The 25,612-nt window shown below is 67.7% G+C and carries 22 protein-coding genes and 1 pseudogene; 7 read left to right on the top strand and 16 right to left on the bottom strand.

Going from position 1 to position 25,612, the window contains the following annotated elements; all coding sequences use genetic code 11:
• Positions 1–155 precede the first annotated feature (155 nt).
• A complete protein-coding gene (locus tag AB4Y42_RS18695; RefSeq protein ID WP_028211876.1) occupies positions 156–368 on the top strand; it encodes a hypothetical protein in 213 nt (70 codons plus the stop codon).
• Between the two features lie 134 nt (positions 369–502).
• Positions 503–1,570 carry a serine/threonine protein kinase gene (locus tag AB4Y42_RS18690; RefSeq protein ID WP_368689422.1) on the top strand — a complete coding sequence of 356 codons (1,068 nt, stop codon included), beginning with the start codon at positions 503–505 and terminating at the stop codon, positions 1,568–1,570.
• 15 nt (positions 1,571–1,585) lie between these two features.
• Here AB4Y42_RS18690 and AB4Y42_RS18685 read toward each other — a convergent pair whose 3' ends face one another.
• Complete coding sequence (locus tag AB4Y42_RS18685) at positions 1,586–3,544, bottom strand: DUF3857 domain-containing transglutaminase family protein (RefSeq protein WP_368694983.1); 1,959 nt, start codon at positions 3,542–3,544, stop codon at positions 1,586–1,588.
• Between the two features lie 450 nt (positions 3,545–3,994).
• On the opposite strand from AB4Y42_RS18685, the gene AB4Y42_RS18680 reads away from it, so the two are divergent.
• Together AB4Y42_RS18680 and AB4Y42_RS18675 are read left to right on the top strand one after the other, a co-directional pair.
• The gene (locus AB4Y42_RS18680) at positions 3,995–5,395 is read left to right on the top strand and encodes an OFA family MFS transporter (RefSeq protein ID WP_368694982.1); all 1,401 of its coding nucleotides are present in this window, start codon (positions 3,995–3,997) and stop codon (positions 5,393–5,395) included.
• A 13-nt stretch (positions 5,396–5,408) separates the two neighbouring features.
• Entirely contained in the window at positions 5,409–5,537 is a 129-nt protein-coding gene (locus AB4Y42_RS18675) for an oxalate:formate antiporter (RefSeq protein ID WP_368694981.1), read from the top strand.
• A gap of 192 nt (positions 5,538–5,729) precedes the next feature.
• On the opposite strand, the gene AB4Y42_RS18670 is transcribed toward AB4Y42_RS18675, so the two are convergent.
• The 14 genes and pseudogenes from AB4Y42_RS18670 to AB4Y42_RS18605 all read right to left on the bottom strand — a co-directional run.
• Entirely contained in the window at positions 5,730–6,752 is a 1,023-nt protein-coding gene (locus AB4Y42_RS18670) for an XdhC family protein (RefSeq protein ID WP_368689419.1), read from the bottom strand.
• A complete protein-coding gene (locus tag AB4Y42_RS18665; RefSeq protein WP_368689418.1) occupies positions 6,725–7,297 on the bottom strand; it encodes a CoxG family protein in 573 nt (190 codons plus the stop codon). Before AB4Y42_RS18665 ends, AB4Y42_RS18670 begins: the two co-directional genes overlap by 28 nt.
• Positions 7,288–8,571 carry a VWA domain-containing protein gene (locus AB4Y42_RS18660; protein WP_368695114.1) on the bottom strand — a complete coding sequence of 428 codons (1,284 nt, stop codon included), beginning with the start codon at positions 8,569–8,571 and terminating at the stop codon, positions 7,288–7,290. Before AB4Y42_RS18660 ends, AB4Y42_RS18665 begins: the two co-directional genes overlap by 10 nt.
• 53 nt (positions 8,572–8,624) lie before the next feature.
• Entirely contained in the window at positions 8,625–9,512 is an 888-nt protein-coding gene (locus AB4Y42_RS18655) for an AAA family ATPase (protein WP_368689417.1), read from the bottom strand.
• Positions 9,513–9,589: 77 nt separating this feature from the next.
• Complete coding sequence (locus AB4Y42_RS18650) at positions 9,590–10,402, bottom strand: xanthine dehydrogenase family protein subunit M (protein WP_368689416.1); 813 nt, start codon at positions 10,400–10,402, stop codon at positions 9,590–9,592.
• Between the two features lie 13 nt (positions 10,403–10,415).
• Entirely contained in the window at positions 10,416–12,806 is a 2,391-nt protein-coding gene (locus AB4Y42_RS18645; RefSeq protein ID WP_368689415.1) for a xanthine dehydrogenase family protein molybdopterin-binding subunit, read from the bottom strand.
• A 14-nt stretch (positions 12,807–12,820) separates the two neighbouring features.
• Positions 12,821–13,318 (bottom strand): (2Fe-2S)-binding protein, encoded by a 498-nt coding sequence (locus tag AB4Y42_RS18640; protein ID WP_342924408.1) that lies wholly within the window; start codon positions 13,316–13,318, stop codon positions 12,821–12,823.
• A 476-nt stretch (positions 13,319–13,794) separates the two neighbouring features.
• Positions 13,795–15,213, bottom strand: coding sequence for an amino acid permease (locus tag AB4Y42_RS18635; protein ID WP_368694980.1), 1,419 nt, complete (start codon positions 15,211–15,213; stop codon positions 13,795–13,797).
• Positions 15,214–15,537: 324 nt separating this feature from the next.
• The gene (gene rqpR / locus AB4Y42_RS18630; RefSeq protein ID WP_368689412.1) at positions 15,538–16,194 is read right to left on the bottom strand and encodes a response regulator transcription factor RqpR; all 657 of its coding nucleotides are present in this window, start codon (positions 16,192–16,194) and stop codon (positions 15,538–15,540) included.
• Complete coding sequence (locus AB4Y42_RS18625) at positions 16,191–17,216, bottom strand: sensor histidine kinase (RefSeq protein WP_368694979.1); 1,026 nt, start codon at positions 17,214–17,216, stop codon at positions 16,191–16,193. The genes rqpR and AB4Y42_RS18625 overlap by 4 nt, the downstream gene beginning before the upstream one ends.
• Positions 17,217–17,620: 404 nt before the next feature.
• On the bottom strand, positions 17,621–18,391 hold the full coding sequence (locus AB4Y42_RS18620) for a ferredoxin--NADP reductase (protein ID WP_368689410.1): 771 nt from the start codon (positions 18,389–18,391) through the stop codon (positions 17,621–17,623).
• 649 nt (positions 18,392–19,040) lie between these two features.
• Positions 19,041–19,685, bottom strand: a complete 645-nt coding sequence (locus tag AB4Y42_RS18615) for a LysE family translocator (protein ID WP_368694978.1) — start codon at positions 19,683–19,685, stop codon at positions 19,041–19,043.
• Between the two features lie 135 nt (positions 19,686–19,820).
• On the bottom strand, positions 19,821–20,621 hold the full coding sequence (locus AB4Y42_RS18610; RefSeq protein ID WP_042265511.1) for an endonuclease/exonuclease/phosphatase family protein: 801 nt from the start codon (positions 20,619–20,621) through the stop codon (positions 19,821–19,823).
• Positions 20,622–20,675: 54 nt separating this feature from the next.
• Positions 20,676–21,092: pseudogene (locus AB4Y42_RS18605) on the bottom strand (hypothetical protein); the annotation flags it as partial.
• Between the two features lie 647 nt (positions 21,093–21,739).
• Here AB4Y42_RS18605 and AB4Y42_RS18600 point away from each other — a divergent pair.
• The 3 genes from AB4Y42_RS18600 (at position 21,740) to AB4Y42_RS18590 (ending at position 23,873) form a co-directional block, all read left to right on the top strand.
• Positions 21,740–22,048 carry a DUF4148 domain-containing protein gene (locus AB4Y42_RS18600; RefSeq protein WP_368694977.1) on the top strand — a complete coding sequence of 103 codons (309 nt, stop codon included), beginning with the start codon at positions 21,740–21,742 and terminating at the stop codon, positions 22,046–22,048.
• Positions 22,049–22,249: 201 nt separating this feature from the next.
• Entirely contained in the window at positions 22,250–23,356 is a 1,107-nt protein-coding gene (locus tag AB4Y42_RS18595; protein WP_368689407.1) for an NAD(P)/FAD-dependent oxidoreductase, read from the top strand.
• A 205-nt stretch (positions 23,357–23,561) separates the two neighbouring features.
• Positions 23,562–23,873, top strand: a complete 312-nt coding sequence (locus AB4Y42_RS18590) for a high-potential iron-sulfur protein (protein ID WP_069265209.1) — start codon at positions 23,562–23,564, stop codon at positions 23,871–23,873.
• Positions 23,874–23,956: 83 nt separating this feature from the next.
• Here AB4Y42_RS18590 and AB4Y42_RS18585 read toward each other — a convergent pair whose 3' ends face one another.
• Positions 23,957–25,471 carry an amidase gene (locus tag AB4Y42_RS18585; protein WP_368694976.1) on the bottom strand — a complete coding sequence of 505 codons (1,515 nt, stop codon included), beginning with the start codon at positions 25,469–25,471 and terminating at the stop codon, positions 23,957–23,959.
• Positions 25,472–25,612: the final 141 nt, after the last annotated feature.

Raw genomic sequence — 25,612 nt, 5'->3', positions numbered from 1 at the left:
GTCCGGCCGTGCTTAAGCGCGCGGCGCGAGCGGGTCGCCCGAGGCGGGTTTGGATGCGCGCGCAACTGATGGTGCGCATCGGTTTTTTTGTCAGCATGCCGACCGGTCTTCCTTCGAGGGAGCCGGCGAAGGTAGCGAGGTAACGGGGAAACATCATGCAAATCGGTTCTATCGTCCGTTCCGTTCATATCGCGGTGCCACAGGGCGCGCGCGGCATCGTGATGCGCATTCTCGGCGACATGGCGATGGTGACGTGGTATGCCGGGGAGCCTGGCTCGTCGGCGCAGCTCAATACCGAGCCCTTTTTTCTCGAAGATCTGATCGATACGGGCGAGCACGTCATGCCCGCCGGCGCGCAGATCCACTGAGTCCGGGCCGTGTCACAGGTTGACGAGGCGCGTTGCGTCCCGTCGCAGGGTTGTGCGCCGCGTTTGTATTGATCGTGTCTGGCGCGTGCACCGCGCGCTCGCCGGCACTGCCCGCAAGAGGCACAATTGCGGGTATGAATTACGATCCTTCTCCCGTCCCGGGCGGGCCTTCCGGTCCCGGCGAGTCCAGCCAACCGGGCCATCCCGGCGACCAGGCCGCGCCCTACGCGCGCCTCACACCCGAATGCGTGCTCGACGCCGTCGACGGCGTGCTGATCCCGGCCGAGCGCCGCACGGACGGCCGCATGCTCGCGCTCAACAGCTACGAGAACCGCGTCTACCAGGTGGGCGTGGAAGACGGGCCGCCGCTCGTCGCCAAGTTCTATCGCCCCGGGCGCTGGAGCGACGAGGCGATCCTCGAAGAGCACGCCTTCGTCGCCGAACTCGCCGCGCGCGAGATTCCGGCCGTGCCTGCGCTCGCCTTCGAAGGGCGCACGCTGCACGAGTTCGAGGGGTTTCGCTTCTCGCTGTTCGAGCGGCGCGGCGGCCGCGCGCCTGATCTCGACCGCAGCGACACGCTCGAGTGGCTCGGCCGCTTCATCGGCCGCATTCACGCCGTGGGCGCGACCCGGCCGTACGAGGCGCGCCCCACGCTCGACATTCAGTCCTACGGCTACGAGCCACGCACGTATCTGCTCGAACACGGCTTCGTGCCAGAGGACGTGCGCGAAGCGTGGCAGGCCGCGGTGACGCTCGCGCTCGAAGGCGTGGAGGCGGCCTTCGAGCGTGCGGGCGACTTGCGGTCGTTGCGCCTGCACGGCGATTGCCATCCGAGCAACGTGCTCTGGACCGACGCCGGCCCGCATTTCGTGGACTTCGACGACAGCCGCATGGGTCCCGCTATCCAGGATTTGTGGCTGCTTTTGCCCGGCGATCGCGCAGGCGCTTCGCGTGCGATGGCGGATTTGCTCGCCGGTTACGAGGACTTCTGCGAATTCGAGCCGCGCGAGCTGCACCTCGTCGAAGCGCTGCGCACGCTGCGTCTCATCCACTACTCGGCCTGGCTCGCGCGCCGCTGGCACGATCCCGCGTTTCCGGCCGCCTTCCCGTGGTTCAACACGCAGCGCTACTGGGAAGAGCGCATTCTCGAACTGCGCGAGCAGATCGGCGCGATGCAGGAAGGACCGCTCTGGCCCGTGTGAACGTCGTGCGCCGGGTCACTGCGCGCTCGCCGGACTATCCGGCGCCGCGCCTTGGGCCGACGGCTTGACGATCAACTGCGCGCGCAGGTCGCGCGCCATCGTCTCGAACGCGGGGCGCATCTGCGCGAAATCGTCGGCGCTGCAGACGTCGCTCGCGAAATGCGTTTGACCCATACGCGTGACGCGCAGCACATTCGCCTGCGGGTCGAGCGCGTACTGCGAACTGAAGTCGATGAAACGGTTGTCGGCGTGCTGCGGCATGGGCACGTCGAGTACGTGCATGCCAGGCGGCAACACGATGCGCGTGCGCTCGGTCACCACCACGTTGCGGCACATGAAGGGCTGCGTGCGCCGCGATTCGCCGAGCCAGTAGCGCAGATTCGCGTCGAGCCCGCCCACGAAGCTCGTGAGCGTGGGCACGGGCGTGGTCATTTCCGGGTCGACGAAGCCGTCGAAGGTGCCCGTGAGCGTGAGCACGAGCGGACCCGCGGTGGCGTCGAGCGGGCTTGACGCGAGCGTGGCGTTGCCGCGCAGGTTGGCGTTGCGCAGCTCCCATTGCAGCGACTCCTCGCGCTGCGCGGGCGTTTGCAGGCGCAGCACGCTGCGCGTCTGTTCGGCGGACCAGCCCTCCGATTGCAAGCGGTAGATGAAGCGCGCCGAGCCGTCGGGCGCGACCGTGATATCGAGATCGCTCTCGCGCGTGGTCGTGGCCGTGGCGGGCGTGCGGACCTGCGTGCCGTCGCCGGCGAGCACGGCCTCGCGGTCCATGTCCGTCGACGGCAAATAGCTGAACTCGATGTTGCTCGCCGTGGAATCCGCGAACATCTGCAGATCGGGCAGCCAGGTGATGACGTGATTGATCACGCCGAAGCCCGGCACGCTCGGCAGCGTGTAGACCGTGCCGCTGTTCACGAGCGCCGGCGTGCTGCGGATGCCAACGGCCCCGAGCAGCGCGCCGTAGAGTGCGACGTGGTCCTTGCAATCGCCGTAGCGGTTCGCGAGCACGTCGGTTACGTGGTGCGGCACGATCTCGCCGCGCCCGATATTCATCGCCACGTAGCGGATGTTGCGGCGCACCCAGTCATAGAGCGTTTGCGCTTTGGCGCGCGGCGTGTCGTCGTGCGCCGTGAGCGTCTGCGCAAGGCGCACGATGGCCGGATCGCGCACGGTGGGATCCATCGCCGCCTCGCGATACACCTTCGCGAAGGCCGCGTAGTCGGGAAAGGTGGATACCATCAGCCGGTCGCCGTAGCTCACGTAGGCGACCGAGCCATATTCGAGGCGCTCGAAGTTCGACTTGTCGTAGCGGTACTCGTAGCGCGTGCGGCCGTTCACCGTGGCGGGCGGCAGCACGGTGAAGCCGCGCGCGTCGGCGTAGAGCGGCACTTTCGAGGGCAGGTCGTAGATCACGCGGAAGCGGTGCGTGGGCGCGAGGTCGGGTGGCGTGAAGTCGCTGAACCAGCCGGGCACGAGCGGCACGCGCTGGATCTTGCGCCACGTGAGATGCACGCGCGCGCCCGGCTCCACGGCGGGGAATACGATCACCTTGTCCTGCACGTCCTGGAACATCGGGGCGTCGAACGAACGCACTTCCTGCACGTCGCGGATCTGCTCGGGGCGCACGTCGTGACGCCCGCCCTGGGCGTCCTCGGTCCACGCTTCGAGCACCTCCACGTGGGCCATTTCGCGGTTGAACCACACGTAATACTGGCCCGCGCGCGCAATGCCGGCCTCTGTGTTCACGCGTAGCGTGAGCGAGTCGAGCTTGGTGTACGAGCCGTCCGCATTGACGGTGAAGGTCTGCGTTTCCGCTTCGTTGGTGTAGGGCGCCTGTGCGGCGCTGCCTGCCGGATTCAGCGCGCTCGCTTCGAGCGGCACCGGAGTGAGCTGCGCCACACCCGGGCGCAGGTCGGCGGCGAAGGTTCCCGTGGCGGGGCCGAGCACGGCTAGGCAAAGAGCGAGAGCGAGGCGCATGGGGGGCTCGGCAGGTGGCGGGTCGCGGATGGGCGCTACTTCTGCCACTTAAAAGTCATGCAAGGCGCTTGTCAAGCGGATGGCCCGCACACAGCCCGCTGGGGGCCCTGTATCGAGCATTGAGTCTAATGCTGGGCCGCGCAACCACATGCCCGTCTGCGGCGCCCTGCGCGGCGTCATTGGGCGTCCCCGCCGGTTTGCTGCGCACGCAACAATCGAGGCAGCGCGGCGGCGCGCGGGCCGTTGTATGGCATATGTATGTTTACCTCATATTGCCAAGGAGGCGGTTGGGGACTAAGGTTCGTGCAGCCGTCAAGCGGCAATTAAGTGTTCTATGCGTTTGCGCATATAAAGAGCACGAAAGACCACGCCTACCAACAGCCATTTTGGATGGGACCAGAGCGAGCGTTTACCCCGCGCTCTCAACCTCTGGTCGATTCGGGAGATCCCATGAGCAGCGTTGCAGATTCGACGCGCGGTGCGCAAAGCGCACCTTTCTTTTCCAAAGAGGCGACCGTCGCCCCGCCGGGCTTTTCGCGCTGGATGGTGCCGCCCGCCGCGCTGGCCGTGCACCTGTGCATCGGCCAGGCCTACGCGTTTTCCGTGTTCAACGCGCCGCTCACGAAGGTGATCGGCATTACGCAGTCCGCGCCCGATGACTGGTCGCTCACCACGCTGGGCTGGATTTTCTCGCTGGCCATCGTGTTTCTCGGCCTTTCCGCCGCGTTCGGCGGCAAGTGGCTCGAACGTGTCGGCCCGCGCCGCACGATGTTTACCGCGGCGTGCTGCTTTGGCGGCGGTTTCCTCGTTTCCGCGCTCGGCGTGTATCTGCACCAGATCGCGCTGCTCTATCTCGGCTACGGCGTGATCGGCGGCATCGGCCTCGGGCTCGGCTACGTCTCGCCGGTTTCGACGCTGATCCGCTGGTTCCCCGACCGCCGCGGCATGGCAACGGGCCTCGCGATCATGGGCTTCGGCGGCGGCGCGATGATCGCCGCCCCGCTCTCCGTCATGCTGATGAAGCATTTCGCGAGCGACACGAGCGTGGGCGTCGCCCAGACCTTCGTGGTGCTCGGTGTGGCGTATTTCATCTCGATGACGATCGGCGCCATCACCATCCGCGTGCCCGCGCCGGACTGGAAGCCGGCGGGCTGGACGCCGCCCGTCGTGGCGAAGAAGCTCGTGTCGAACCAGCACGTGCACATCGACCAGGCGCTCAAGACGCCGCAGTTCTACCTGATCTGGCTCGTGCTGTTCCTCAACGTGACGGCCGGCATCGGCATTCTGGGCCAGGCCTCGGTCATGATCCAGGAAAGCTTCAAGGACACCGTGAGCGCCGGCGCGGCGGCGGGCTTCGTCGGCCTGCTCTCGCTCTTCAACATGGGCGGGCGCTTCGTGTGGGCTTCGGCCTCCGACTGGGTGGGCCGCAAGAACACCTACTTCATCTTCTTCGTGTTCGGCGCGGTGCTCTATTACGCGGTGCCGCAGTTCGCGCAGAGCGGCAACATCGTGTTCTTCGTGCTCGCGTTCTGCCTGATTCTCTCGATGTACGGCGGCGGCTTCTCGACCGTGCCCGCCTATCTCGCGGACATGTTCGGCACGGCGTTCGTCGGCGGCATTCACGGCCGTCTGCTCACCGCATGGGCCGCGGCAGGCGTGGCGGGCCCGGTGCTCGTGAACTACGTGCGCGCGTACCAGGTCGCGCACGGCGTGGCGAAGGCCGACGCCTACACGATGACCGTGCACATCATGGCTTCGCTGCTGGTGATCGGCTTCATCTGCAATCTGCTCGTGCACCGCGTGGACGCGAAGCACCACATGAGCGAGACGCAACTCGCCGCCGGTAAATAAGGAGAAACGCGCAATGTCTATCCAAGCCGCCCCGAAATCGTCGAACAAGGCGCTGATGGCGATCTTCTGGCTCTACGTGCTGGTGCCGCTCGTGTGGGGTGTGACCAACACGCTCACGCAGGCGATGAAGCTGTTCGGCTGATGCCGTGACGCTCGAGTGAAGCGAGGCGGCGCGAGCCGCCCGCCAGAAACCCGTACTGCGGGCCGCCGACGAAAGTCGCGGCCCGCAGTTTTTTGGGGGGCGCGTAGTGGCACGAGCGCGAGCAGGAACGGTGGCGCGGGACGGACCGCGACGGGCGCTCGCCTCACGCGTGAAGGCGGCCGCGCAGCGGCCTCACACATCGCACGTCGATCCCGCGCCCGCCGCGTGTTCTCGCGCGGCCTTTGCGCCTTCCACCTGGAGAATGGTGGGCAGCGAGACGCCGTTCTTCGCCGCCGTGACCTCCGCGAGGATCGACACCGCGATTTCCGGCGGCGTGCGGCTGCCGATGTAAATGCCCACCGGCCCATGCAGCCGCGCGAGTTCCGCTTCGCTCAGGTCGAACTCCTTGAGCCGCTCGCGCCGCGCCGCGTTGTTGCGCCGCGAGCCCAGCGCGCCCACGTAGAACGCGGGCGTCTTGAGCGCTTCCATCAGCGCGAGGTCGTCGAGCTTCGGGTCGTGCGTGAGCGCGATCACGGCGCAGCGTTCGTCGAGCTTCATGTCGAGCACCGTGTCGTCGGGCATCGTGCGCACGAGCGCCGTGCCGGGCACGTCCCAGGTGTCGGTGTATTCCTCGCGCGGGTCGCACACGGTCACCTGGTAGTCGAGCCCCACGGCGATCTGGCAGAGATAGCGCGAGAGCTGCCCGGCGCCGATCACCAGCATGCGGTAGCGCGGCCCGTGAATCGTGAGCAGGCGCACGTCGTCGAAGTCCACGCCATCGGTCGCTTTCGCGGGGCCGAGCGTGGCGCGGCCGGTCGCCATGTCGAGTGTGCGCGCAACGAGTTCGCCGCGCTCGACGGTTTCGAGCAGTTCGCGAATGCCCGAGGCCTCGGAGAGCGGTTCGAGCACGAGCTGGATCGTGCCGCCGCATGGCAGTCCGAAACGATGCGCCTCTTCCGCCGTGATGCCGTATTTGACGGCTTCGGGCTTCACGATCGTCACGCCTTCGCGGTGCACGCGGTCGATCAGATCGTCCTCGATGCAGCCGCCCGACACGGAGCCGACCACGAGGCCGTCGCCGCGCACCACCAGCATCGCGCCCTCGGGACGCGGCGACGAGCCCCACGTTTTCACGACTGTCACCAGCAGCGCGCGGTGCCCTGCGTCGAGCCAGCGCACGCTGGATTTCAGGACTTCGAGATCCACGCTGTCCATGATCGTTTCCTCTTCGGTGTTTCCTCTGCGCCTTCGCCTTGTGGCTGGCCTTCTGCGTCGCTCGCGGCCGGTTCCGCCGCCTCGTCGGTATTTTCCTGCGCGCCGCCGCCCAGCTGTTGCCCGAAACGCTTGAAAAACTCGCCGGCGATCTTGCGCGCCGCGCCGTCGACGAGCCGCGAGCCGATCTGCGCGAGCTTGCCGCCTACCTGGGCGTTCGCGGTGTAGGTGAGCGTGGTCGACGCGTCGCCCGCGGCTTCGAGCTTCACGTGCGCGTCGCCCTTGCCGAAGCCCGCTGCGCCGCCCTGGCCCTCGAAGACGATCGTGTAGCTGTTGGGGGCGTCGATATCGGCGAGCTGCATGCGGCCCTTGAAGCGCGCCTTCACCGGGCCCACCGCGGCGGTCAGCGCGACGGCGTAGGCGTTCTCGCCGTCGGCCTCGATGCTTTCGCAGCCCGGTATGCACGCCTTGAGGATCGCCGTGTCGTTGAGCGCTTCCCAGGCGCGCTGTTGCGGCACCGGCAGCGTGTGGCTTTCAGTCAGCTCCATCGTGTTTCTCCTTGTGCCGGGCGCGCCTGCAGGGTGTGCAACGCGCGTGCCGGTTTCGGCAGACGAGTCGCCAGAGGCGTTGCCGCATGAGGCGCAGACCCGATCGGCGCGGCTTCGCACAGGCTGCGCGCGAACGCTTCGAGGCTGTCGAGATTGTGGACGGGGTAGTGGGCGTCGACGTGGGGCAGCATCGCCTGCACGCCGCGCGCTTTCGGCGCGAAATCGTGGTAACGCAAGAGCGGATTGAGCCAGATCACGCGATGCGCGAAGCGGTGCAGGCGCGCCATCTCCTCGCTGAGCCGGCCGCATTCATCGTGATCGAGCCCGTCGGTGACGATCAGCACCGTCGCGCGCCCCCCGAGCATGCGGCGCGCCCAGCGGCGGTTGAATTCCGCGAGCGTGGCGCCGATGCGCGTGCCGCCGGACCAGTCCGCGACCTGGGTGGCGAGCTGGGCGAGCGCGACGTCGGGGTCGCGTTCGCGCAGCGCGCGCGTGGCGTGCGTCAGGCGCGTGCCGAACAGGAACACCTGCAGGCGCTCGCGCGATTGCAGCAACGCGTGGCAGAAGTAGAGCACCGCGCGCGAGTAGCTGCTCATCGAGCCGGAGATGTCGAGCAGCAGCACGAGCGGCAGCTTGCGTTCCACGGGCGCGCGATATTTCCACACGGTCCAGTCGCCGCCCGCGCGCACCGCGTGGCGCGCGCTCGCGCGCAGATCCGCGTGGGTGCCGCGCGACGCTGCCTTCAGGCGTCGCGTGCGAACGGTGGCGAGCGGCAGGCGGCGCGCGCGGATCAGGTGGCGCAGCGTGCGCCATTCGTCGGCGGTGAGCGTGTCGAAGTCGCGCTGGCGCAGGCGTTCCTCGGCGCTGAACGTGGCGTGTGCGCGCAACTCGTGCTCTTCGTGCGAGGGCGGTGGCTTCGCGCCGGGGCGATGGGCAGGACGCGCCGCGAGCGCGTCGGCGAGGCGGTTGTTCCGGCGCGGCGGCGGCACGCCGCCTTGCACCTTCGGCAGCAGCAGCGCGCACAGCTTGCCTTCGAAATCCGGATCGCGCCAGAAGAGCGCGAACGCGGCGTCGAAGATCTCGCGCTCGTCGGGCGCGCTCGTGAGGAGCGCGGCGAGCGCCGCATGCACGTCTTCGCGGCGGCCGAGGTCGATGTGGCGCAGCGCTTCGATCGCGTCGACGGCGCGCGAAGGCGACATCGGCAGGCCGGCGCCGCGCAGCACGCGCACGAAATGCACGACGTTGCGCGCGAACACGCTCGCGGGCGTGGGCATGGCGGCGGGCGAGGTGGCGTGGGTTCCGGACGACGAGGCAGCGGGCATCGTGCTCACTCCGCGAGCGCGAGCGTTTGCGCGATGCGCTGCGCGTCGAGCTGCGCGAGGTCGTCTTGGTACTTCAGCAGCACGCCCAGCGTGTCCTGCACCGACTGCGGATCGAGTTCCGTCACGGCGAGCGCGCTCAGCGCGCGGCACCAGTCGATCGTTTCCGCAATGCCGGGCGCCTTGAAAAGGTCCATCGTGCGCAACTGGTGCACGAACGCCACGGCGCGCTGCTGCAGTTCCGGGGCGGTCTCGGGCGCGCGCGCGGCCACGATCGCGAGTTCGCGCGCGCGGTCTGGGTAGCCGAGCCATTGATAGAGACAGCGCCGTTTGAGCGCGTCGTGCACTTCGCGCGTGCGGTTCGACGTGATCACGACGAGCGGCGGCGTGCTCGCGCGCACGGTGCCGTATTCGGGAATCGATACCTGGAAGTCCGAAAGGAGTTCGAGCAGGAAGGCTTCGAACGGTTCGTCGGCGCGGTCGATTTCGTCGATCAGCAGCACGCGGCGCGCGCCGGGGTTTTGCGGGTCGGGCTGCAGCGCCTGGAGCAGCGGGCGCTTGAGCAGAAATTCGTCGCGATAGAGCGTGTCGTTGCGGGGCTTGTCGCCGGCGGCTTCGGCAAGACGCAGCGCCATGATCTGGCGCGGATAGTCCCACTCGTACAGCGCGCTGGCCGTATCGAGTCCTTCGTAGCATTGCAGGCGCAACACCGTCGTGCCGAGCATCGCCGCCGCGGCCTTCGCGAGTTCGGTCTTGCCCACGCCCGGCTCGCCTTCGAGAAACAGCGGGCGTTCCATGCGCAGCGCAAGAAAGAGCGCCGTGGCGAGTTCGCGGCTCGCGAAATAGCCGCGCGCTTCGAGTTGTGCGAGGGTGTCGTCGATCGAGGCGGATTGCATGCGGGATTCTGGCAACGCGAATCAAAGGCGGCGAGCGCTCCCATGTTCACCTGGAAGCGCTCGCCCTCGGGACAAGCCTAGCCGTTGGCCTTCGCCACCGCGCGCGCCGCGAGCACCGGGATGAGGTGCGCGCGATAGGCCGCGCTCGCGTGCAGGTCGGTATTGAGGTCGTCGGCGGGCATCTTCACCGCGCGTGCGGCTTCGGGCGCGAAGTTCGTCTTCAGTGCGCTTTCCAGCGCGCCCGCGCGAAATACCGAAGGCCCGGCGCCCGTGACCGCCACGCGCACGGGACCGCCCGCCGCCTCCCCAGCATACTTCGCGACGAACACGCCCGCGAGCGCAAAGTGCGAGGCCGGATTGGGAAACTTCTCGTAGGCCGCGCGTTCGGGCACCTGGAATTCGACGGCCACGATCAGCTCGTCGGGTTCCAGCGCCGTTTCGTACATGCCGAGGAAGAAGTCGTCCGCTGCGATGCGCCGCCGGTCTGTCACCACCACCGCGTTCAGCGCGAGCACCGCGGCCGGATAGTCGGCGGCCGGATCGTCGTTCGCGAGCGAGCCGCCCAGCGTGCCGAGCGCGCGCACCTGGCGGTCGCCGATCATGCCCGCGAGGTCCGCGAGCGCCGGCAGCGTGTTGCGGATCTGCGCGTTCTCGGCGACGTCGGCATGGCACACGGCCGCGCCCACCTTCACCACCTTGCCGTCCACCTGCACGGCTTTCAGTTCGGGTATGCGCGTGACGTCCACGAGCGTGGTGGGCTGCGCGAGCCGCAGTTTCATGGCCGCGAGCAGGCTCTGGCCGCCACCGAGGAATTTGGCGTCGGCGTCGGCCGCGAGGGCTTTCACGGCGCCTTGCGCGTCGCTTGCGCGTTGATAGTCGAATGCGTACATGGAGCGCCTCCGCTCAAGGTTGTGTAGGGGCCTGCGCGGCCTGGATCGCCTGCCATACACGATGCGGCGTGGCCGGCATCTGCAGGTCCTTCACGCCTAGGGAGCTAAGTGCGTCCAGGATCGCGTTGATGACGGCGGGTGGCGAGCCGATCGCACCGGCTTCGCCGCAGCCCTTCACGCCAAGCGGATTGTGCGTGCACGGCGTGCCTTTCGCGGTTTCGACCGTATACGAAGGCACATCCGACGCGTGCGGCATCGCGTAGTCCATATACGAGCCCGAGAGCAGCTGGCCGCTCTCGTTGTCGTACACGCACTGTTCGAGCATCGCCTGGCCGATCCCCTGGCCTAGGCCGCCATGCACCTGGCCTTCGACGATCATCGGGTTGATGACGTTGCCGAAATCGTCCACGGCGGTGAAGCGTTCGATGCGCGTCTCGCCCGTCTCGGGATCGACTTCGACTTCGCAGAGATACGCGCCCGACGGATAGGTGAAGTTGGTCGGATCGTAGAACGCGCTTTCGTCGAGGCCCGGTTCGAGCGTCTCCAGCGGATAGTTGTGCGGCACGTACGCGGCGAGCGAGATTTCCGCGAAGGTCTTCGTGCGGTCGGTGCCCGCCACGCGGAACACGCCGTCGGCGAACTCGATGTCCTCCACGCCTGCTTCGAGCATGTGCGCGGCGATCTTCTTCGCCTTCGCCTCGATCTTGTCGAGCGCCTTCATGATGGCCGAGCCGCCCACCGAGATCGAGCGCGAGCCATAGGTGCCCATGCCGAACGGAATGCGGCCCGTGTCGCCGTGCACGATCTCGACCTGTTCGATCGGCACGCCCAGGCGATCGGCCACGACCTGCGCGAAGGTCGTCTCGTGGCCTTGGCCGTGGCTATGCGAGCCCGTGAACACGGTGACGGAACCGGTCGGATTCACGCGGACCTCACCGGCTTCGAAGAGGCCCGCACGCGCGCCGAGCGCACCCGCGATGTTCGAAGGCGCGAGCCCGCACGCCTCGATGTAGCAGGAGTAGCCGAGACCGCGCAGTTTCCCCTGTGCCTTCGATGCGTCGCGGCGCGTGGCGAAGCCCTTCACGTCGGCGAGTTCCAGTGCGCGCCCGAGGCACGCTTCGTAGTCGCCCGTGTCATAGGTGAGGCCAACGGGCGTGGCGTACGGGAAGCTCGTGATGAAGTTGCGGCGGCGGATTTCGGCCGGGTCGATGTTCATCTCGCGCGCGGCCGTCTCCACCAGACGCTCGACCACGTAGGTCGCTTCCGGGCGCCCCGCGCCGCGGTACGCGTCCACGGGCACCGTGTTCGTGAACACGGCCTTCACCTCGGCGTAGATCGCGGGCGTGGTGTACTGGCCCGCGAGCAGCGTGGCGTACAGGATGGTCGGCACGCTCGAGGCGAAGGTCGAGAGATACGCGCCCATGTTCGCCGTGGTGTGCACGCGCATGGCGAGGAACTTGCCGTCCTTGTCGAGCGCGAGTTCGGCTTTGGTCACGTGGTCGCGGCCGTGCGCATCGGAAACGAAGGACTCCGATCGTTCGGCGGTCCACTTCACCGGCCGGCGGATCTTCTTCGCGGCCCACGTGAGCGCGACATCTTCGGCATACAGAAAGATCTTCGAGCCGAAGCCGCCGCCCACGTCGGGTGCGACGATGCGCAGCTTCGTTTCCGGCAGCCCGAGAACGAACGCGGCCATCAGCAGGCGCTCGACGTGCGGGTTCTGGTTCGCCACGTAGACGGTGTAGCTGTCGTCGTGCGGCGAGTAGCTCGCGTTCACGGCGCGCGGCTCGATGGCGTTCGGGATGAGCCGGTTGTTGACGATGTCGAGCGTCGTCACGTGCGCGGCCTGCGCGAAGGCGGCGTCGGTCGCGGCCTTGTCGCCGTGGCCCCACGTGTAGCAGGTGTTGTTCGGCACGCCGTCGTGCACGAGCGGCTGGCCGGCGTCGGCGGCGTGCGCCGTGTCGACGGCGGCGGGCAGCTCTTCGTAATCGACCTCGACCCGTTCGGCTGCATCCTTCGCGGCCTTGACCGAGTCGGCGATCACGAGCGCGACCTGGTCGCCCACGTGGCGCGCTTTTTCATGCGCGATCACGGGATGCGGCGGCTCGTTCATGGGCGTGCCGTCGATGCTGTGGATGAGCCAGCCGCACGGCAGGCCGCCCACGTTTTCCGCCGCGAGGTCCGCGCCGGTGAAGACGGCCACGACGCCGGGCGCTGCCTTCGCGGCGTCGATGTCGATGCTTTTGATGCGCGCATGGGCGTGCGGCGAGCGCACGAACACGGCGTAGGTCTGTGCGGGCAGCACGACGTCGTCGGTGTACTGGCCGATGCCGGTGAGGAAGCGGTAGTCTTCCTTGCGCTTGACGGGTGCGCCGATCATGCGGTTGGGTTCGGGTGCGTTCATGGTGGCCTCCCGAGTCACGCCGTCGTGGCGGCAGCGGGGGCGCCCGCGCGCATTGCCTGCGCGCCGGCGGCCACGGCCTTCACGATGTTGTGATAGCCCGTACAGCGGCAGAAGTTGCCGTCGAGTCCTTCGCGTATGTCGCTTTCTGTGAGGTCGGGCTTGGCGGCGGCGAGCGCGGTCGCGCACATCACCATGCCGGGCGTGCAGAAACCGCATTGCAGGCCGTGGCATTCGCGGAACGCGGCCTGCATGGGATGCAGCTCGCCGTTTTTCGCGAGGCCTTCGATCGTCGTCACCTCCATGCCGTCGCACTGCACCGCGAGCTGGTTGCACGACTTGATCGCGCGGCCGTTCAGGTGGACGGTGCAGGCCCCGCATTGTGCGGTGTCGCAGCCGACGTGCGTGCCGGTGAGACGCTGCTGTTCGCGCAGGAACTGGACGAGGAGCGTGTGGGGTTCGACCTCGGCGGTCACGGGCGCGCCGTTGACCGTGAGGCTAATACTGATCGCCATTGATGTGTCTCCAATGTCGACCGGAGCACGGCGCTGCGTGTGGCTCCGGTCCCATGCCAGATGATGGGATAGAGACCTGCCTGGGCCCGCTTTTTTTACACTGAATCGACCGCTATAACCGCCCGCAGGAAAACTCGCCCGTCCAACGCATTGCGCCTCTTTGCGCGCGCAACGCACGGCGCCACGCAAATCACGCGGAACGCTTCGGGCGGATCGAACCATTGCGGGTGGAGCGGCATCTGGGTCCGGCTGGTGCCTTGCTTTTCAGTGAAGCCTGGGGGTGACGCCCGGACAGTAAAGCACAATTTGCCGAATTTCGCTGCGCGGGGTTTTACCCTCCAGAATGCTTGCAGCGTGCGCAAAAAAACGGCCCGCCTCGATGACTCGGGGCGGGCCGTTGCGTTGCAGTGCAGCGATCGAAGGCAATCCAGGCGGGATCCAGGCGGGATCGAAGCGCCGCGAAGATCACGCAAACATCAGTCGTGATGCACGCGCTCGTGCGGTGCGTGGGCGAGACGCGAATGGCGGCGCGAATAGCCGAAGTAGACGATGAGGCCAAACGCGGTCCAGACGAGGAACGCGACCCACGTGAGCGGCTGAAGGTTGATCATCAGGAACAGGCACGAAGCGACCGCGAGAATCGGCACCACGGGCACGCCCGGGCAGCGGAACGCGCGCGGCAGGTGCGGGTGGGTCTTGCGCAGCACGAGCACGGCGATCGACACCATCGAGAAGGCGGCGAGCGTGCCGATGTTGATCAGCTCGGCGAGCACGTTCAGCGGCACGAGCGCGCCGATCAGACCAAAGAAAATGCCGACGAGCCAGGTCGTGAAGAACGGCGTGGCGAAGCGCGGATGCACCTTCGAGAGTTTGGCGGGCAAGAGGCCGTCGCGCGACATCGCGTAGATGATGCGGGTCTGGCCGTAGCTCATCACGAGGATCACGGTGAGCATGCCGAGCACGGCGCCCAGATCGATGAAGCCCGCGACCCAGTTTTCGCCCGCCACCTGCAGCGCGAACGAAACCGGGTGGCCGACATGGGCGAAGCGCGGCGAGGGCACGATGCCGGTCACGACCGCCGCCACGGCGACGTACAGCACCGCGCACACGGCGAGCGAGGCGATGATGCCGACGGGCAGATCGCGCTTTGGGTTCTTCACTTCCTCGGCGGCGGACGACACCGAGTCGAAGCCGATGAACGCGAAGAACATCACGGCCGCGGCACCGAACACGCCGCGCCAGCCGTTGGGCATGAACGGATGCCAGTTCGCGGGGGTGACGTGGAACACGCCCACGGCGATCACGAGCAGCACCACGGTCACCTTGATCGCCACCATGACGTTGTTGATGCGCGTGGATTCGCGCACGCCCACGGAAAGCAGCCCCGTGATCGCCATCATCACGAGGAAGGCGGGCAGATTGAAGAGCGTGTGCACGCCGGGCACGGCGCCGGGCGCGGCCGAGAGCGCGGCGGGCAGCGTGAGGCCGAAGCCCGAAAGCAGCGACTGCAGGTAGCCCGACCAGCCCACCGAGACCGCGGAGGTGGCGAGCCCGTACTCGAGCATCAGGTCCCAGCCGATTACCCATGCGGCCAGCTCGCCGAGCGTGGCGTACGAATAGGTGTAGATCGAGCCGGCCACGGGAATGGTCGAGGCGAACTCGGCGTAGGCGAGCGCGGCGAAGCAGCAGGCCACGGCCGCGATCAGGAACGCGATCATGAGCGCCGGGCCTGCCTGCACGGCGCCCGTGCCGGTCAGCACGAAAATGCCGGTGCCGATGATCGCGCCGATGCCGAGAAAGGTGAGGTCGAGTGCGCCGAGTGCTTTTTTCAGGCCGGCGCCCTGGGCGCTCGCCTGCAACATGTGCTCGACGTTCTTCTTGCGAAAGAGGGACATTTGGCGGGGAACTCCACGTAAAACGCGCGAATGCGAGGAGCTGGAGCGGTGGTTCACCCGTGGTTGACCCATGATTGACCTACGCCCGCCTGCGCCGGCTTCGCGTGCCGGATGTCTTTGGGGGAAACCCTAAATTTTAGCGGAAGTCGTGCGCGAGACCGGTCGAGCAGGGTCGGAAACGCTCGTTTGACGCGGACGATTCCGCCGCAATCGGCGACGCCCGAGCGCGATCCTTGCCGGGACCCGCCCAAACGGCGCAATTCATTTCCGGATCAACGGGTTGTAGCGAGAAGGCCGCCTCGATGCCGCAGGGGCGCCGGAACGTCAGGCGTTGACGGTAGGCGAGAGGTCGACGAGCCGGTTGCTCATCACATAGAAGGTCAGCTCGGCGTTGTTGGTGAGCTTCATCTTTTCGAGCAGGCGCGTGCGGTAGACGCTCACCGTCTTCACCGACAGCGAGAGCGCGTGGGCGATGTCGGTGAGACGCTTGCCCGAGGCGAGCATGCACAGCGTCTGGTATTCGCGGTCGGAGAGCTTCTCGTGGGGCAGCTGCTCGCCGTCCACCAGCACGTAGTCGGCGAGCGCTTCGGCCATCGCCGGGCTCACGTACTTGCGGCCCGCGGCGACCTGCTGGATCGCGGAGATCATCTGCGCGGCGTCCACCGTCTTCGAGAGATAGCCGGCCGCGCCCGCCTTCAGCGCGCGCACCGCGTATTGATCCTCGCGATACATCGAGAACATCAGCACCGGCACGCGCGGCGCCTTTTTCTTGGCGCGCTTGAGCACCTCCACGCCGTTCATGTCGGGCAGCGAGATGTCGAGCAGGACCACGTCGCACACGTGTTTCGCAATCGCGGCGAGCGCCTCGGCGCCCGTTTGCGCCTCGATCACCTCGGCGGCAATGCCGCGGTCGAGCAGCAGCTGGCGAACGCCCTGGCGCACGACGGCATGGTCGTCGACGAGCAGGATGCGATGGGTCATGAGCGGGCGCCTTCTTTGATGAGGAGGGGCGAGGCGGAATGGGCGACGCCGAGCAGCGCGTCCCACGCGAAGCGTGCGCGCACGGTCGTGCCGCGCGGGGCGGCTTCCTGCGGTGCGTCGTCGTGATGCGTGCGTGCGATGCCGCCTTTGACGGCGCGCAGCGAGCCGCCGAAGGCGGCGCAGCGCTCGCGCATGCCGGCGAGGCCGTAGTGGCCGGAGCGGCTCGTGCCGTTGTCTGTGCTGTCGTCGCCATGACCATTCGTCAGGCTGCGACGCATGCGGCCCGCGGCGCGCGCGAGGCCGATGCCGTCGTCGGCGATCGTGAGCGTGAGGTGGCGCGCCGTGCTTTCGAGCCGCACCTCGGCGCACGTGGCCTGCGCGTGGCGCGCCACGTTGGCGAGCGCTTCCTGGGCGACGCGGAACACGGCGAGCGCGGCCTCGGCGGGCAGGCGGGCGAGGCGCGCGTCGTCGCTGGCGCCGGCTACGCTTGCGGCGAGGCCCGTGCGCGCCGCGAAGCCGAGCACCCAGGTCGAGAGCCCGGGCGCCAGGCCCGCGTCGAGGTGCGGCGCGTGCAGGCCGTCGAGCACCTGGCGCATCGCGCCGGTGGCGGCTTCGAGCGAGCGGGCGACGAGCGCGAGCGCCTCGGCGCATTGCGGCGGGGCGTTGGCGGGCAGCCAGGTGTGGACGTTGGCGAGCGCGAAGTGCGTGGCGGCGAGTTCCGCGCCGACGCTGTCGTGCAGGTCGCGCGCGAGTTGGTGGCGGACGGCTTCGTCGGCGTGGATGGACTGGGCGGCGCTGCCGTGGGCAAGCGTGCGGCTCGCGCGCCGGCGCGCGCCGCGTGCTGGCGCGGCAATCTGCCGATGCGCGCGGTCGAGGCCTTCGAGCGCGGCCACCGTGGCCGCCTCGTCGGCCGCAGCGGACCATGCGAGGAGGGCGAGGCCGTCGACGCCATGAGCGGCGCGCGGCGCATCGCCGGCGGGCGTGCGCGCGTTCGGCGCGGCGTATCTCGACGTATCCATCATTCCCCCGTTCAGGAACCGGTTCCTGCTGTCAGACGTCCGTCGGGATTTGGCCTCCCCGACGTGACGGCGAACAGCACGGCGCAGCGTAACGAAATTTACAACCAGTAACAACCTGGCTCTGCCCCTGGACACGTATCAGTGTGTCCAATGTTGCGCTGCGATAATATCTTAAAAAAGGAAAAACTTCAGGCTGGACGAGGGTTAGCGGCCAAACTTCAGGTGTCGCATGAGGTCGCGGGCCTTTGTCATGTAGGAAAAATACTGACAGGAAAGGTATCGCATTTGTGTGACAACTGTAACTGTGCCAGCGACAAAATAAAGGGCCAAATAAAAATGCGCAGGCGAAAAAAAACCGGAGCACGAGGCTCCGGTTCTTCTTGTCGCGAGTGACCTGAGGCGGGCGCTTAACCGACGAACGCCTTTTCCACCACGTAGTGACCCGGCTGGTTGTTGCTGCCTTCCGTGAGGCCGGCCTTTTCGAGCAGTTCGACGGTGTCGCGCAGCATGTGCGTGCTGCCGCAGAGCATGATGCGGTCGCGCTCGGGCGAGAACGTCGGCAGATCGAGGTCTTCGAACAGCTTCTTCGTGTCGATCAGTTCGGTGATGCGGCCGCGGTTGTCGAACACTTCGCGCGTGACGGTCGGGTAGTACACCAGCTTTTCGCGCACGATTTCGCCGAGGTATTCATGCTCGCGCAGTTCTTCGGTGATGAAGTCCTTGTACGCGAGTTCGTCGACGAAACGGCAAGTGTGCGTGAGCACGATCTTGTCGAAGCGGTCGTAGATGTCCGGGTCCTTGATGATCGACATGAACGGGGCGAGGCCCGTGCCGGTCGAGAGCAGCCACAGCACCTTGCCGGGCAGCAGGTTGTCGGCCACCAGCGTGCCGACGGGCTTCTTGCCGATCAGCACCTTGTCGCCGATCTTCAGGTGCTGCAGGCGCGACGTGAGCGGGCCGTCCGGCACCTTGATGCTGAGAAACTCCAGATGCTCTTCGTAGTTGGCGCTCGCGAGCGAGTACGCGCGCATCAGCGGCTTGCCGTCCACTTCGAGGCCGACCATGGTGAACTGGCCGTTGTCGAAACGCAGGGCCTGGTCGCGCGTGCAGGTGAAGCTGAAAAGCGTGTCGGTCCAGTGATGGACGCTCAGAACGGTTTCTTCGGTGAATTTGCTCATGGTTCCTGAAGTGCGAAACAAGCGCCGCCTGACTGCGGCGATCCTGCCGGCCTGCTGTCCAGTACAGCGTAGCTTTGACGATATGCCCGGGACCCGGCGGCCTGGTGTTACGCCACGGCAGGCAAGTCCCTGTTGTTTTGCCAGTTCGCCCCGCTGCGAACGAGGCGCAATCCGCTATTTTACCGCGCTCGAGCCGCAAGGACCCGGTCGATCCTGCTTGTCGATCTGCCTGGACCGGGTTGGGTCCCCTGCGCGGCAAGGGAGGGTGGCTCGCTGCGGCGGTGTGCTGGCATCCGCGCGCCGGCGCAACACGCAACGGCCGGGACTGCTGGCGACGGCAAAAGGGGGCGGCGGGTCAAACTTCGCCGGGCCTCGCGGGCCGCAGCGGACCTTGCCAGGACCCGCGAGAGCGGGCTTTCCTGTTGCTGGCGACACGCGGCAGATTGCGAAAACGCGATCGGCGTGTGCGAATTTTCGGCTAAATGATACCGGAAGGTCTGACAGCCCGCAGCATTGACCCTGCTAGCGGGGCAGTTTCGACGCGGCTTTTAGGCGCCGATACGCGCGTAATGGCGCCATTTGCGACGCTGCAGCGGTGCTGCGGCGGTGCGCCGCGGCGACCGGGGAGCCCGAGGCGCATGAACGCGCGCTAGCGGTCGGCCGCGAGCTTCACGCCGAGCCCGATCAGCGCGGCGCCGCAAAACGCGTCGATCGGGCGGCGCAGGCGGCGGTAGCCGCGCTGGGTGCGGTCGTCGGCGAACAGGAAGGCGAGGCTGCAATGCCAGCCGAACGACATCGCGGCGACCGTGCCGAGCGCGACGCCATAGAACCACAGCGGCGGATGCGCCGGAAACACGGCCGCGAACACGCTGGTCCAGAACACGCACGACTTGGGGTTCGTGAGGCAGGTGATGAGTCCCGCGCGCCAGGTGCGCAGCCACGCGCGCCGGTCGGCGAGAGGCGGCGGTGCGACTGCGGCCTGTGCCGCGGCAGCCAGCTCGCGGCGCACGCCGGAGCGCAGCAGCTTGAGCCCGAACCAGACGAGATAGAGCGCGCCGGCCACGCGCACGCCGTTGTAGAGCCAGCCGATGTGCTGCAGCACGGCCGCGAAGCCGAGCATGGCGAGCGCCGCCCAGAGTGTCGAGCCGACGCCCACGCCCGCCGCCGATGCGACGCCCAGGCCGCGCCGGCCGGCAAGCGAAAGCTGCGTGACCATGAAGAAGTTCGGGCCAGGGCTGATGAGCGCAAACAGATAGACGACAACGATCTGCAGCAGCGTGGCGAGGTAATGCATCTGAGGAGACCTGACGAAACGCGCGGCGCGCGCGACGCGACATATTAGCGCGGGCTTGCGCGTGCCGGTGGCCGCGATCGGGAGCGTGTCGCGCGGATGCTTCGGCGGAACCGCGTCGCGCCGCCGCCCGGCGCGTCAGTCTTCGAGCCGCAGGCGCGCCATGTACGGCAGGTGATCGGAGAGCCAGGCGGTCTCCTGCGCGGGCTGGATCAGCTCGACGGGCTTGAGGCCCCGCACGAACATCTTGTCGAGCGCGAGCGCCGGCGAGAAGGCCGGAAAGGTGCGCGCCGGCTCGCCGAGCAGCGTCGCGACTTCCTGCAGCCCATGCTCCGCGAAGAGCGGCACGGAGTCGTTGCGCCAGTCGTTGAAGTCGCCCGCCAGCACGAGCGGCCCCTGCGGCGCTTCCTTCACGATCCAGTGCGCGATCCAGTTCATCTGCCGCAGCCGCGCGCTGCGCGTGAGCGCAAGGTGCGCGCACAGCAGCGTGACGGACTGCCCGGCGACGTTTGCGCGCGCAACGAGCAGCCCGCGCCGCTCGAAGCGGTGCGCGGAAATGTCCCAGCGGCCGCCCAGATCGAGCGGATGCGGCGAAAGAATCGCATTGCCGTGCCGCCATGAAGGCTTGAACACGTTGGGCCCGAGGGCGATCTGCAATTCGAGCGCGGTGGCGATTTCGGTGGCCTGGCAGTGCCAGACGTCGTCGAGGGGGTCGCCCAGCTGCGCGCCGAAGGCCGAGGCGAGCACCGGCTGCGGCAAGCGGCGGGCCATCGCTTCCTGCAGAAACCAGGCGTCGGCATGGGTGGACTGGACCCAGCGCCGCATCGCCTCCCAGGCCTCGAAGCCCAGCGGCGAGCGGCCCTTGTGCAGATTCCAGCTCACGGCCACGAAGTCTTTGCTCAGTGAAGTGTCGATGAGCGGTTGTTCGGGATTTCGCATGCGTTTTTTTCTAACGGATTGGGTCACGCCGGGTCGTGCATTGGATCGGTGCGGTCACTGTGCGGACGGCGGCGCGAGTATCGCGCGCACCCGGTACGCCAGCGAGGGGTTCTGGTCGACGATCTGCCAGGTCACCCACTGCCCATCGGGCACGATCAGGCCCGGATGGCTCGCGCTCACCTGGCGCGGCTGCGGCGGCAGCCGGCAGCCTTCGGGCGTCGTCGGCACGGCGTCGTTTTCGAGCGTTTCCTGCGCCTCGACCGACAGGACGACCAGGTTCGCGCGCACCTGCAACGGCGAAACGGTGATCGTGCGCGACAGATCGATGCTGCCTGCCGGCTGATCCTTGCAGCCCACGTTGTGCGAGACGACCTTGTGATGCGTGTCCGTATGCGCCTGGCCGATCGAGGTCGTGCCATTGAACGCGTCGATTTGCTGGCCGTCGCGCATGACCTGCAGCTCCCACTGGACAGCGCCCTGGGTGACAGGCGCCGCCTCGGGCGCCACAGCGGTCCCCGCGGGCGCAGTGGGCGGCGGCGGTGGTGGCGGGGGCGTCACGGCGCGTGAGGTCGCGGGCGGAGGAGGCGCCGGCGCTTGCGCGCCCGGCAGGATGGGGGGTTCCGAAGGCGTCGTATAGGCCGGCTGCGCCGTTCCCTGCGCCAGCGCGCACACGCTCGTTCCCGAGAGGGCGGCCAGGATCAGCAGGGCAAGGCAATGTTTCCACAACTTCATATGGGTGGCTCCGTGCACGGCGCCGCGCGAAGCGACAGTGTCGGCAACGCTACGGCGGGGCGGGTACGTTCTGACCATCGATCCTATACCGGGTTCGCAAACGCCGGACCGCAGCGGTTCATGAGAGATGGGGACGCGGCGGGCGCGCTTCAACCATCGTGCGTCGAACGATTGGTTATTGAAGTGCAACAAACATAAATGTGTCTGCGGTGTTTTGGTGAAAATTGTTGTCGTGGCTGCAACGGTGACTTGTTGCTTATCGGGATGGTTTTTCGATAGCCCGTGTTTACACTGGCTTCGACGTGTCCGACACGTTGTCCGGATTCCGCCGGCTGGCCAGCATGGGTTGCAAAGCTTGCCGGGCATCGCCTCGAAGGAGCCTCGCCATGAAGCCGTCCGTTACGCTTGCTGCCCTGCTGGTCAGCGCCGCCACCGCCCTTGCCGCCGCGCCCGCATTCGCGGGCGGCGATGCGGCGACGCCAGAGGTTCAATCACTTCCCGTCGCGGCGGTCGCCACGAACGCCCCGAAGACGCGCGCCCAGGTGAAGGCCGAGCTGGCCAGCGCCCGTGCGCACGGCGAACTGAGTCTGGACCCGAATTCGCCGGCTTATCCGCAGCAATACGCGATGGGCGGCTATACCGCGCCTCGCGAGCAGGCCGCGGGCTTCTTCCACGCTCGCAACGTCGCCAACTGACGCCTCGGCGGGTGCGCGGCGACAATCTATCTCTGTTCCCTTCCGCTCTTTCCTTGCGAGAGTCTGGCGTAGCCTCCCCGCCGGGCGGCGTACAATTTTTGTCACGCGGCGGCGCGCGTTGTGCGTTGCCCATCCCATGGCAGAGAGGATCGCGGCGCGGCTGGCTTGCCTGCCGGCGCTGCGAAGGCGGGACGCAGGGACATGGACCAGATCGAATGCGTGGTGATCGGCGCGGGCGTGGTCGGCCTCGCCGTAGCGCGTGCGCTTGCGGCGCGCGGGCGCGAGGTGATCGTGCTCGAAGCCGCCGAGGCCATCGGCACCAGCACCAGTTCGCGCAATAGCGAGGTCATTCACGCCGGGCTCTACTACCCGCGCGGCTCGCTCAAGGCCACATTGTGCGTGCGCGGGCGCGAAATGCTCTACGAGTACTGCGCGTCGCACAACGTCACGCACGCGCGCTGCGGCAAGCTGCTCGTCGCCACGGCGGCGAACCAGATTCCGCAACTCGAGGCGATTCGCGCGCGCGGCAAGGAAAACGGCGTGTTCGACCTCACGCGCATCAGCGGCAGCGAGGCGCTCGCGCTCGAACCGGCGCTCGAATGCGTCGCGGCCGTGTACTCGCCGCAAACCGGCATCGTCGACAGCCATCAGCTCATGCTTGCGCTGCAAGGCGACGCCGAGCGCGACGGCGCCGTGATCGCGCTGAAGTCGCCGGTCGAGTCGATCGATGCGCTGGGCAGCGGCTTCACGGTGCGAACGGGCGGCGACGCGCCGATCGACATCCGCGCCGGCTGCGTCGTCAATAGCGCGGGCCTGTATGCGACGAAGCTCGCCAAACGCATTCGCGGGCTCGACGCGCGCCACGTGCCGCCGTTCTATCTGGCGCGCGGCAATTACTTCAGCGTGTCGGGTCGCGTGCCGTTCTCGCGTCTCATCTACCCGATGCCCAACGACGCCGGCCTCGGCGTGCATCTCACGCTCGATCTGGGCGGCCAGGCGCGCTTCGGCCCCGACGTCGAATGGATCGATGCGGTCGATTACGACGTCGATCCCCGCCGCGCCGAGTCCTTCTACGCGCAGATCCGCACCTACTGGCCCGCGCTGCCCGACGGCGCGCTGCAGCCGGCCTACGCGGGCATCCGCCCGAAGCTCTCGGGGCCTGGCGAACCGGCCGCCGATTTCATGATCCAGGGCGCGGCGTCGCACGGCGTGCGCGGCCTCGTAAACCTGTTCGGCATCGAGTCGCCGGGGCTCACGGCTTCGCTGGCGATCGCGCAGCGCGTCTGCGAGATGGCTTCGTTCGATTGATCGGGCTTTGCGCCCTTCTTCCAATGAGCGGCATCATGCCGCTCACTTATCTCCAGCATTGCAGCGTCACCGGGGCTTGCTTCGTTGTTAAGCTTCTTCGCGACGCCGCCACCAGAGCGGCTCAGAGGCATGCGCGGCACGCGCCACACGAAAGCGCCGCGCGAAAACCCAGCGAACGAATCGCCACAATACTGGAGTGAGTCATATGAAATCGTCCCGCCGCAGCTTTCTGATCACGAGCATCGGCGTCGCTTCGACGCTCGCGCTTTCGCGCCAGGCCTTCGCCGACGCGCCCAAGGCTGCCGAATCCGATCCCACTTCCCAGGCGCTCGGCTACAAGCTCGACGCGACCAAGGTCGACCGAGCGAAGTTCGCGAAGTACGCCGCCGGCCAGGACTGCAGCAACTGCACGTTCTATCAGGGCAAGGCCACCGACGCGTTCGCGCCGTGCCCGATGTTCGGCGGCAAGCAGGTCGCCGGTAAGGGCTGGTGCAGCGCCTATAACAAGAAGGCGTGATGAATCGGCGCGGGCGGTGCAATGCGTAGACCCCACGCGCTTCGCTGCCCGCGCACGTCGTTCAGAAAGGAAGCGCGAGCGCGCTAGAGCCGCGCCTGCAGCAGCGGCGGCCGACGGTTGAACCACGGGCGCGCCGCCTCCAGCTGCGCCGCGAGGCGCAGCAACAACGCGTCGTTGCCCTCGCGCGCGGCGAACTGAACGCCGATCGGCAGCCCACGAGCGTTCCACGCGAGCGGCACCGACATCGACGGCTGGCCCGTCAGGTTGAACAGCTCCGTGCAGCCCGCCCACGCGAACGCCTTGTTCGAGGCTTCGGTCAGCAGCTTTCTCATCAGCACTTCCACCGGCATGGCCGTGACCGCGCGCATCTGGATGCGCTCGCTCTGGCTTGGCTTCAGTTCGCCGATTTTCACCGGCGGCGCCGCGAGCGTCGGGCACAGCAGCACGTCGTAGCGCTTCATCAGGTCGGCGAGCTGCGCCGTGATGCGCTGCTGCACGTCGAGCGCCGCGGGCAGCTCGCGCTCGCCGAGCTTCTGGCCGATGTGCGCCATGGCCCAGGTGGCGATCTCGAACTCCCGGCGGCGCGGCTTAGTGCCGGTGATGTCGTCCGCGTGCAGCACGTACTGTTCGGCCACCACCGACCACAGCATGAGGAACGCTTCGCGCGCCTGCGCGTAGTTCACGGGCAGCGAATACGGCTCCACGCGATGGCCGAGCGACGTGAGCAGTTCGGCGGCGTCGTCGAGCGCGCTGCGCACTTCGGGCGAAACCGTGTCCGCGAACATCGGCTCGGTCAGCAGCGCGATGGCGAGCGGCTTCGATCCGTCGAGCGGCGCGCGCGCGGCGGCGAGGAAGGTGCCGGGCGCGCCGGCAGGCAGCGCGGGGTCGCCGGCGATCAGGTCGAGCATCAGCGCGCTGTCACGCACGCTGCGCGACACCGCGAGATCGACGCCGAGCGCGCCGGGCGGCGGCGGCACGTCGGACGCGGGCTGGAACGCGCGCGACGGCTTGAAGCCGAAGAGCCCGCAGCACGACGCCGGAATGCGGATCGACCCGCCGCCGTCGGACGCATGCGCGAGCGGCACGATGCCCGCCGCGACCGAGGCGGCCGCGCCGCCGCTCGAGCCGCCGGGCGTGTGATCGAGGTTCCACGGGTTGCGGCAGGGGCCGAACAGCTCGGGTTCGGTGTAGGGCATCTGCCCGAGTTCCGAGGCGCTGGTCTTGCCGAAGATGTTCAGGCCCGCGGCGCGAAAGCGCGCGACCACGGGCGCGTCGGCGGTGGGGATGTAATGGCGGTAATGGCGGCTGCCGAGCGTCATGCGCAGCCCGGCCACCGCCGCGCCGAGGTCCTTGACGAGAAACGGCACACCCGCGAGCGGCCCTTCGCTCAGCGCGCTCACGCCGTTGCCGGACGCCTCGATGCGCCGCGCGCGCTCGCGCGCCGCTTCATAGTCCTTGAGGACGATGGCGTTGATGGCAGGGTTGGTGGCTTCCGCACGGGCGATGGCGGTGTCGAGCAACTCGCGCGCGCTCACCTCGCGGCGGCGCACGAGATCGGCGAGGCCGATGGCGTCGTATTCCAGATAGTCGGACTGCAAGGCGCGCACTCCTCGTCGTCGGGTTGGGGCCGGGCTTGGGCGATACGGGCTACGCAAGGAGTGTAAGCGGGCGGCGCGCTTGCGGGGTCTGTCGTTGCGCGCGCATCGATGCAGCAAGGGGTGCGCGCACAACGACTGACG

It is taken from the genome of Paraburkholderia sp. EG286B, from assembly GCF_040965655.1.
In the GTDB taxonomy this organism is placed as follows: domain Bacteria; phylum Pseudomonadota; class Gammaproteobacteria; order Burkholderiales; family Burkholderiaceae; genus Paraburkholderia.
This window is presented reverse-complemented; position numbering and strand designations above follow the sequence as displayed.

What these genes read in the sequence shown, in the direction of transcription:
- AB4Y42_RS18695 (WP_028211876.1), top strand. Translation starts at nt 156, where the DNA reads ATGCAAATCGGTTCTATCGTCCGTTCCGTTCATATCGCGGTGCCACAG.
- AB4Y42_RS18690 (WP_368689422.1), top strand. Translation starts at nt 503, where the DNA reads ATGAATTACGATCCTTCTCCCGTCCCGGGCGGGCCTTCCGGTCCCGGC.
- AB4Y42_RS18685 (WP_368694983.1), bottom strand. Translation starts at nt 3,544, where the DNA reads ATGCGCCTCGCTCTCGCTCTTTGCCTAGCCGTGCTCGGCCCCGCCACG.
- AB4Y42_RS18680 (WP_368694982.1), top strand. Translation starts at nt 3,995, where the DNA reads ATGAGCAGCGTTGCAGATTCGACGCGCGGTGCGCAAAGCGCACCTTTC.
- AB4Y42_RS18675 (WP_368694981.1), top strand. Translation starts at nt 5,409, where the DNA reads ATGTCTATCCAAGCCGCCCCGAAATCGTCGAACAAGGCGCTGATGGCG.
- AB4Y42_RS18670 (WP_368689419.1), bottom strand. Translation starts at nt 6,752, where the DNA reads ATGGACAGCGTGGATCTCGAAGTCCTGAAATCCAGCGTGCGCTGGCTC.
- AB4Y42_RS18665 (WP_368689418.1), bottom strand. Translation starts at nt 7,297, where the DNA reads ATGGAGCTGACTGAAAGCCACACGCTGCCGGTGCCGCAACAGCGCGCC.
- AB4Y42_RS18660 (WP_368695114.1), bottom strand. Translation starts at nt 8,571, where the DNA reads ATGCCCACGCCCGCGAGCGTGTTCGCGCGCAACGTCGTGCATTTCGTG.
- AB4Y42_RS18655 (WP_368689417.1), bottom strand. Translation starts at nt 9,512, where the DNA reads ATGCAATCCGCCTCGATCGACGACACCCTCGCACAACTCGAAGCGCGC.
- AB4Y42_RS18650 (WP_368689416.1), bottom strand. Translation starts at nt 10,402, where the DNA reads ATGTACGCATTCGACTATCAACGCGCAAGCGACGCGCAAGGCGCCGTG.
- AB4Y42_RS18645 (WP_368689415.1), bottom strand. Translation starts at nt 12,806, where the DNA reads ATGAACGCACCCGAACCCAACCGCATGATCGGCGCACCCGTCAAGCGC.
- AB4Y42_RS18640 (WP_342924408.1), bottom strand. Translation starts at nt 13,318, where the DNA reads ATGGCGATCAGTATTAGCCTCACGGTCAACGGCGCGCCCGTGACCGCC.
- AB4Y42_RS18635 (WP_368694980.1), bottom strand. Translation starts at nt 15,213, where the DNA reads ATGTCCCTCTTTCGCAAGAAGAACGTCGAGCACATGTTGCAGGCGAGC.
- rqpR (WP_368689412.1), bottom strand. Translation starts at nt 16,194, where the DNA reads ATGACCCATCGCATCCTGCTCGTCGACGACCATGCCGTCGTGCGCCAG.
- AB4Y42_RS18625 (WP_368694979.1), bottom strand. Translation starts at nt 17,216, where the DNA reads ATGATGGATACGTCGAGATACGCCGCGCCGAACGCGCGCACGCCCGCC.
- AB4Y42_RS18620 (WP_368689410.1), bottom strand. Translation starts at nt 18,391, where the DNA reads ATGAGCAAATTCACCGAAGAAACCGTTCTGAGCGTCCATCACTGGACC.
- AB4Y42_RS18615 (WP_368694978.1), bottom strand. Translation starts at nt 19,685, where the DNA reads ATGCATTACCTCGCCACGCTGCTGCAGATCGTTGTCGTCTATCTGTTT.
- AB4Y42_RS18610 (WP_042265511.1), bottom strand. Translation starts at nt 20,621, where the DNA reads ATGCGAAATCCCGAACAACCGCTCATCGACACTTCACTGAGCAAAGAC.
- AB4Y42_RS18600 (WP_368694977.1), top strand. Translation starts at nt 21,740, where the DNA reads ATGAAGCCGTCCGTTACGCTTGCTGCCCTGCTGGTCAGCGCCGCCACC.
- AB4Y42_RS18595 (WP_368689407.1), top strand. Translation starts at nt 22,250, where the DNA reads ATGGACCAGATCGAATGCGTGGTGATCGGCGCGGGCGTGGTCGGCCTC.
- AB4Y42_RS18590 (WP_069265209.1), top strand. Translation starts at nt 23,562, where the DNA reads ATGAAATCGTCCCGCCGCAGCTTTCTGATCACGAGCATCGGCGTCGCT.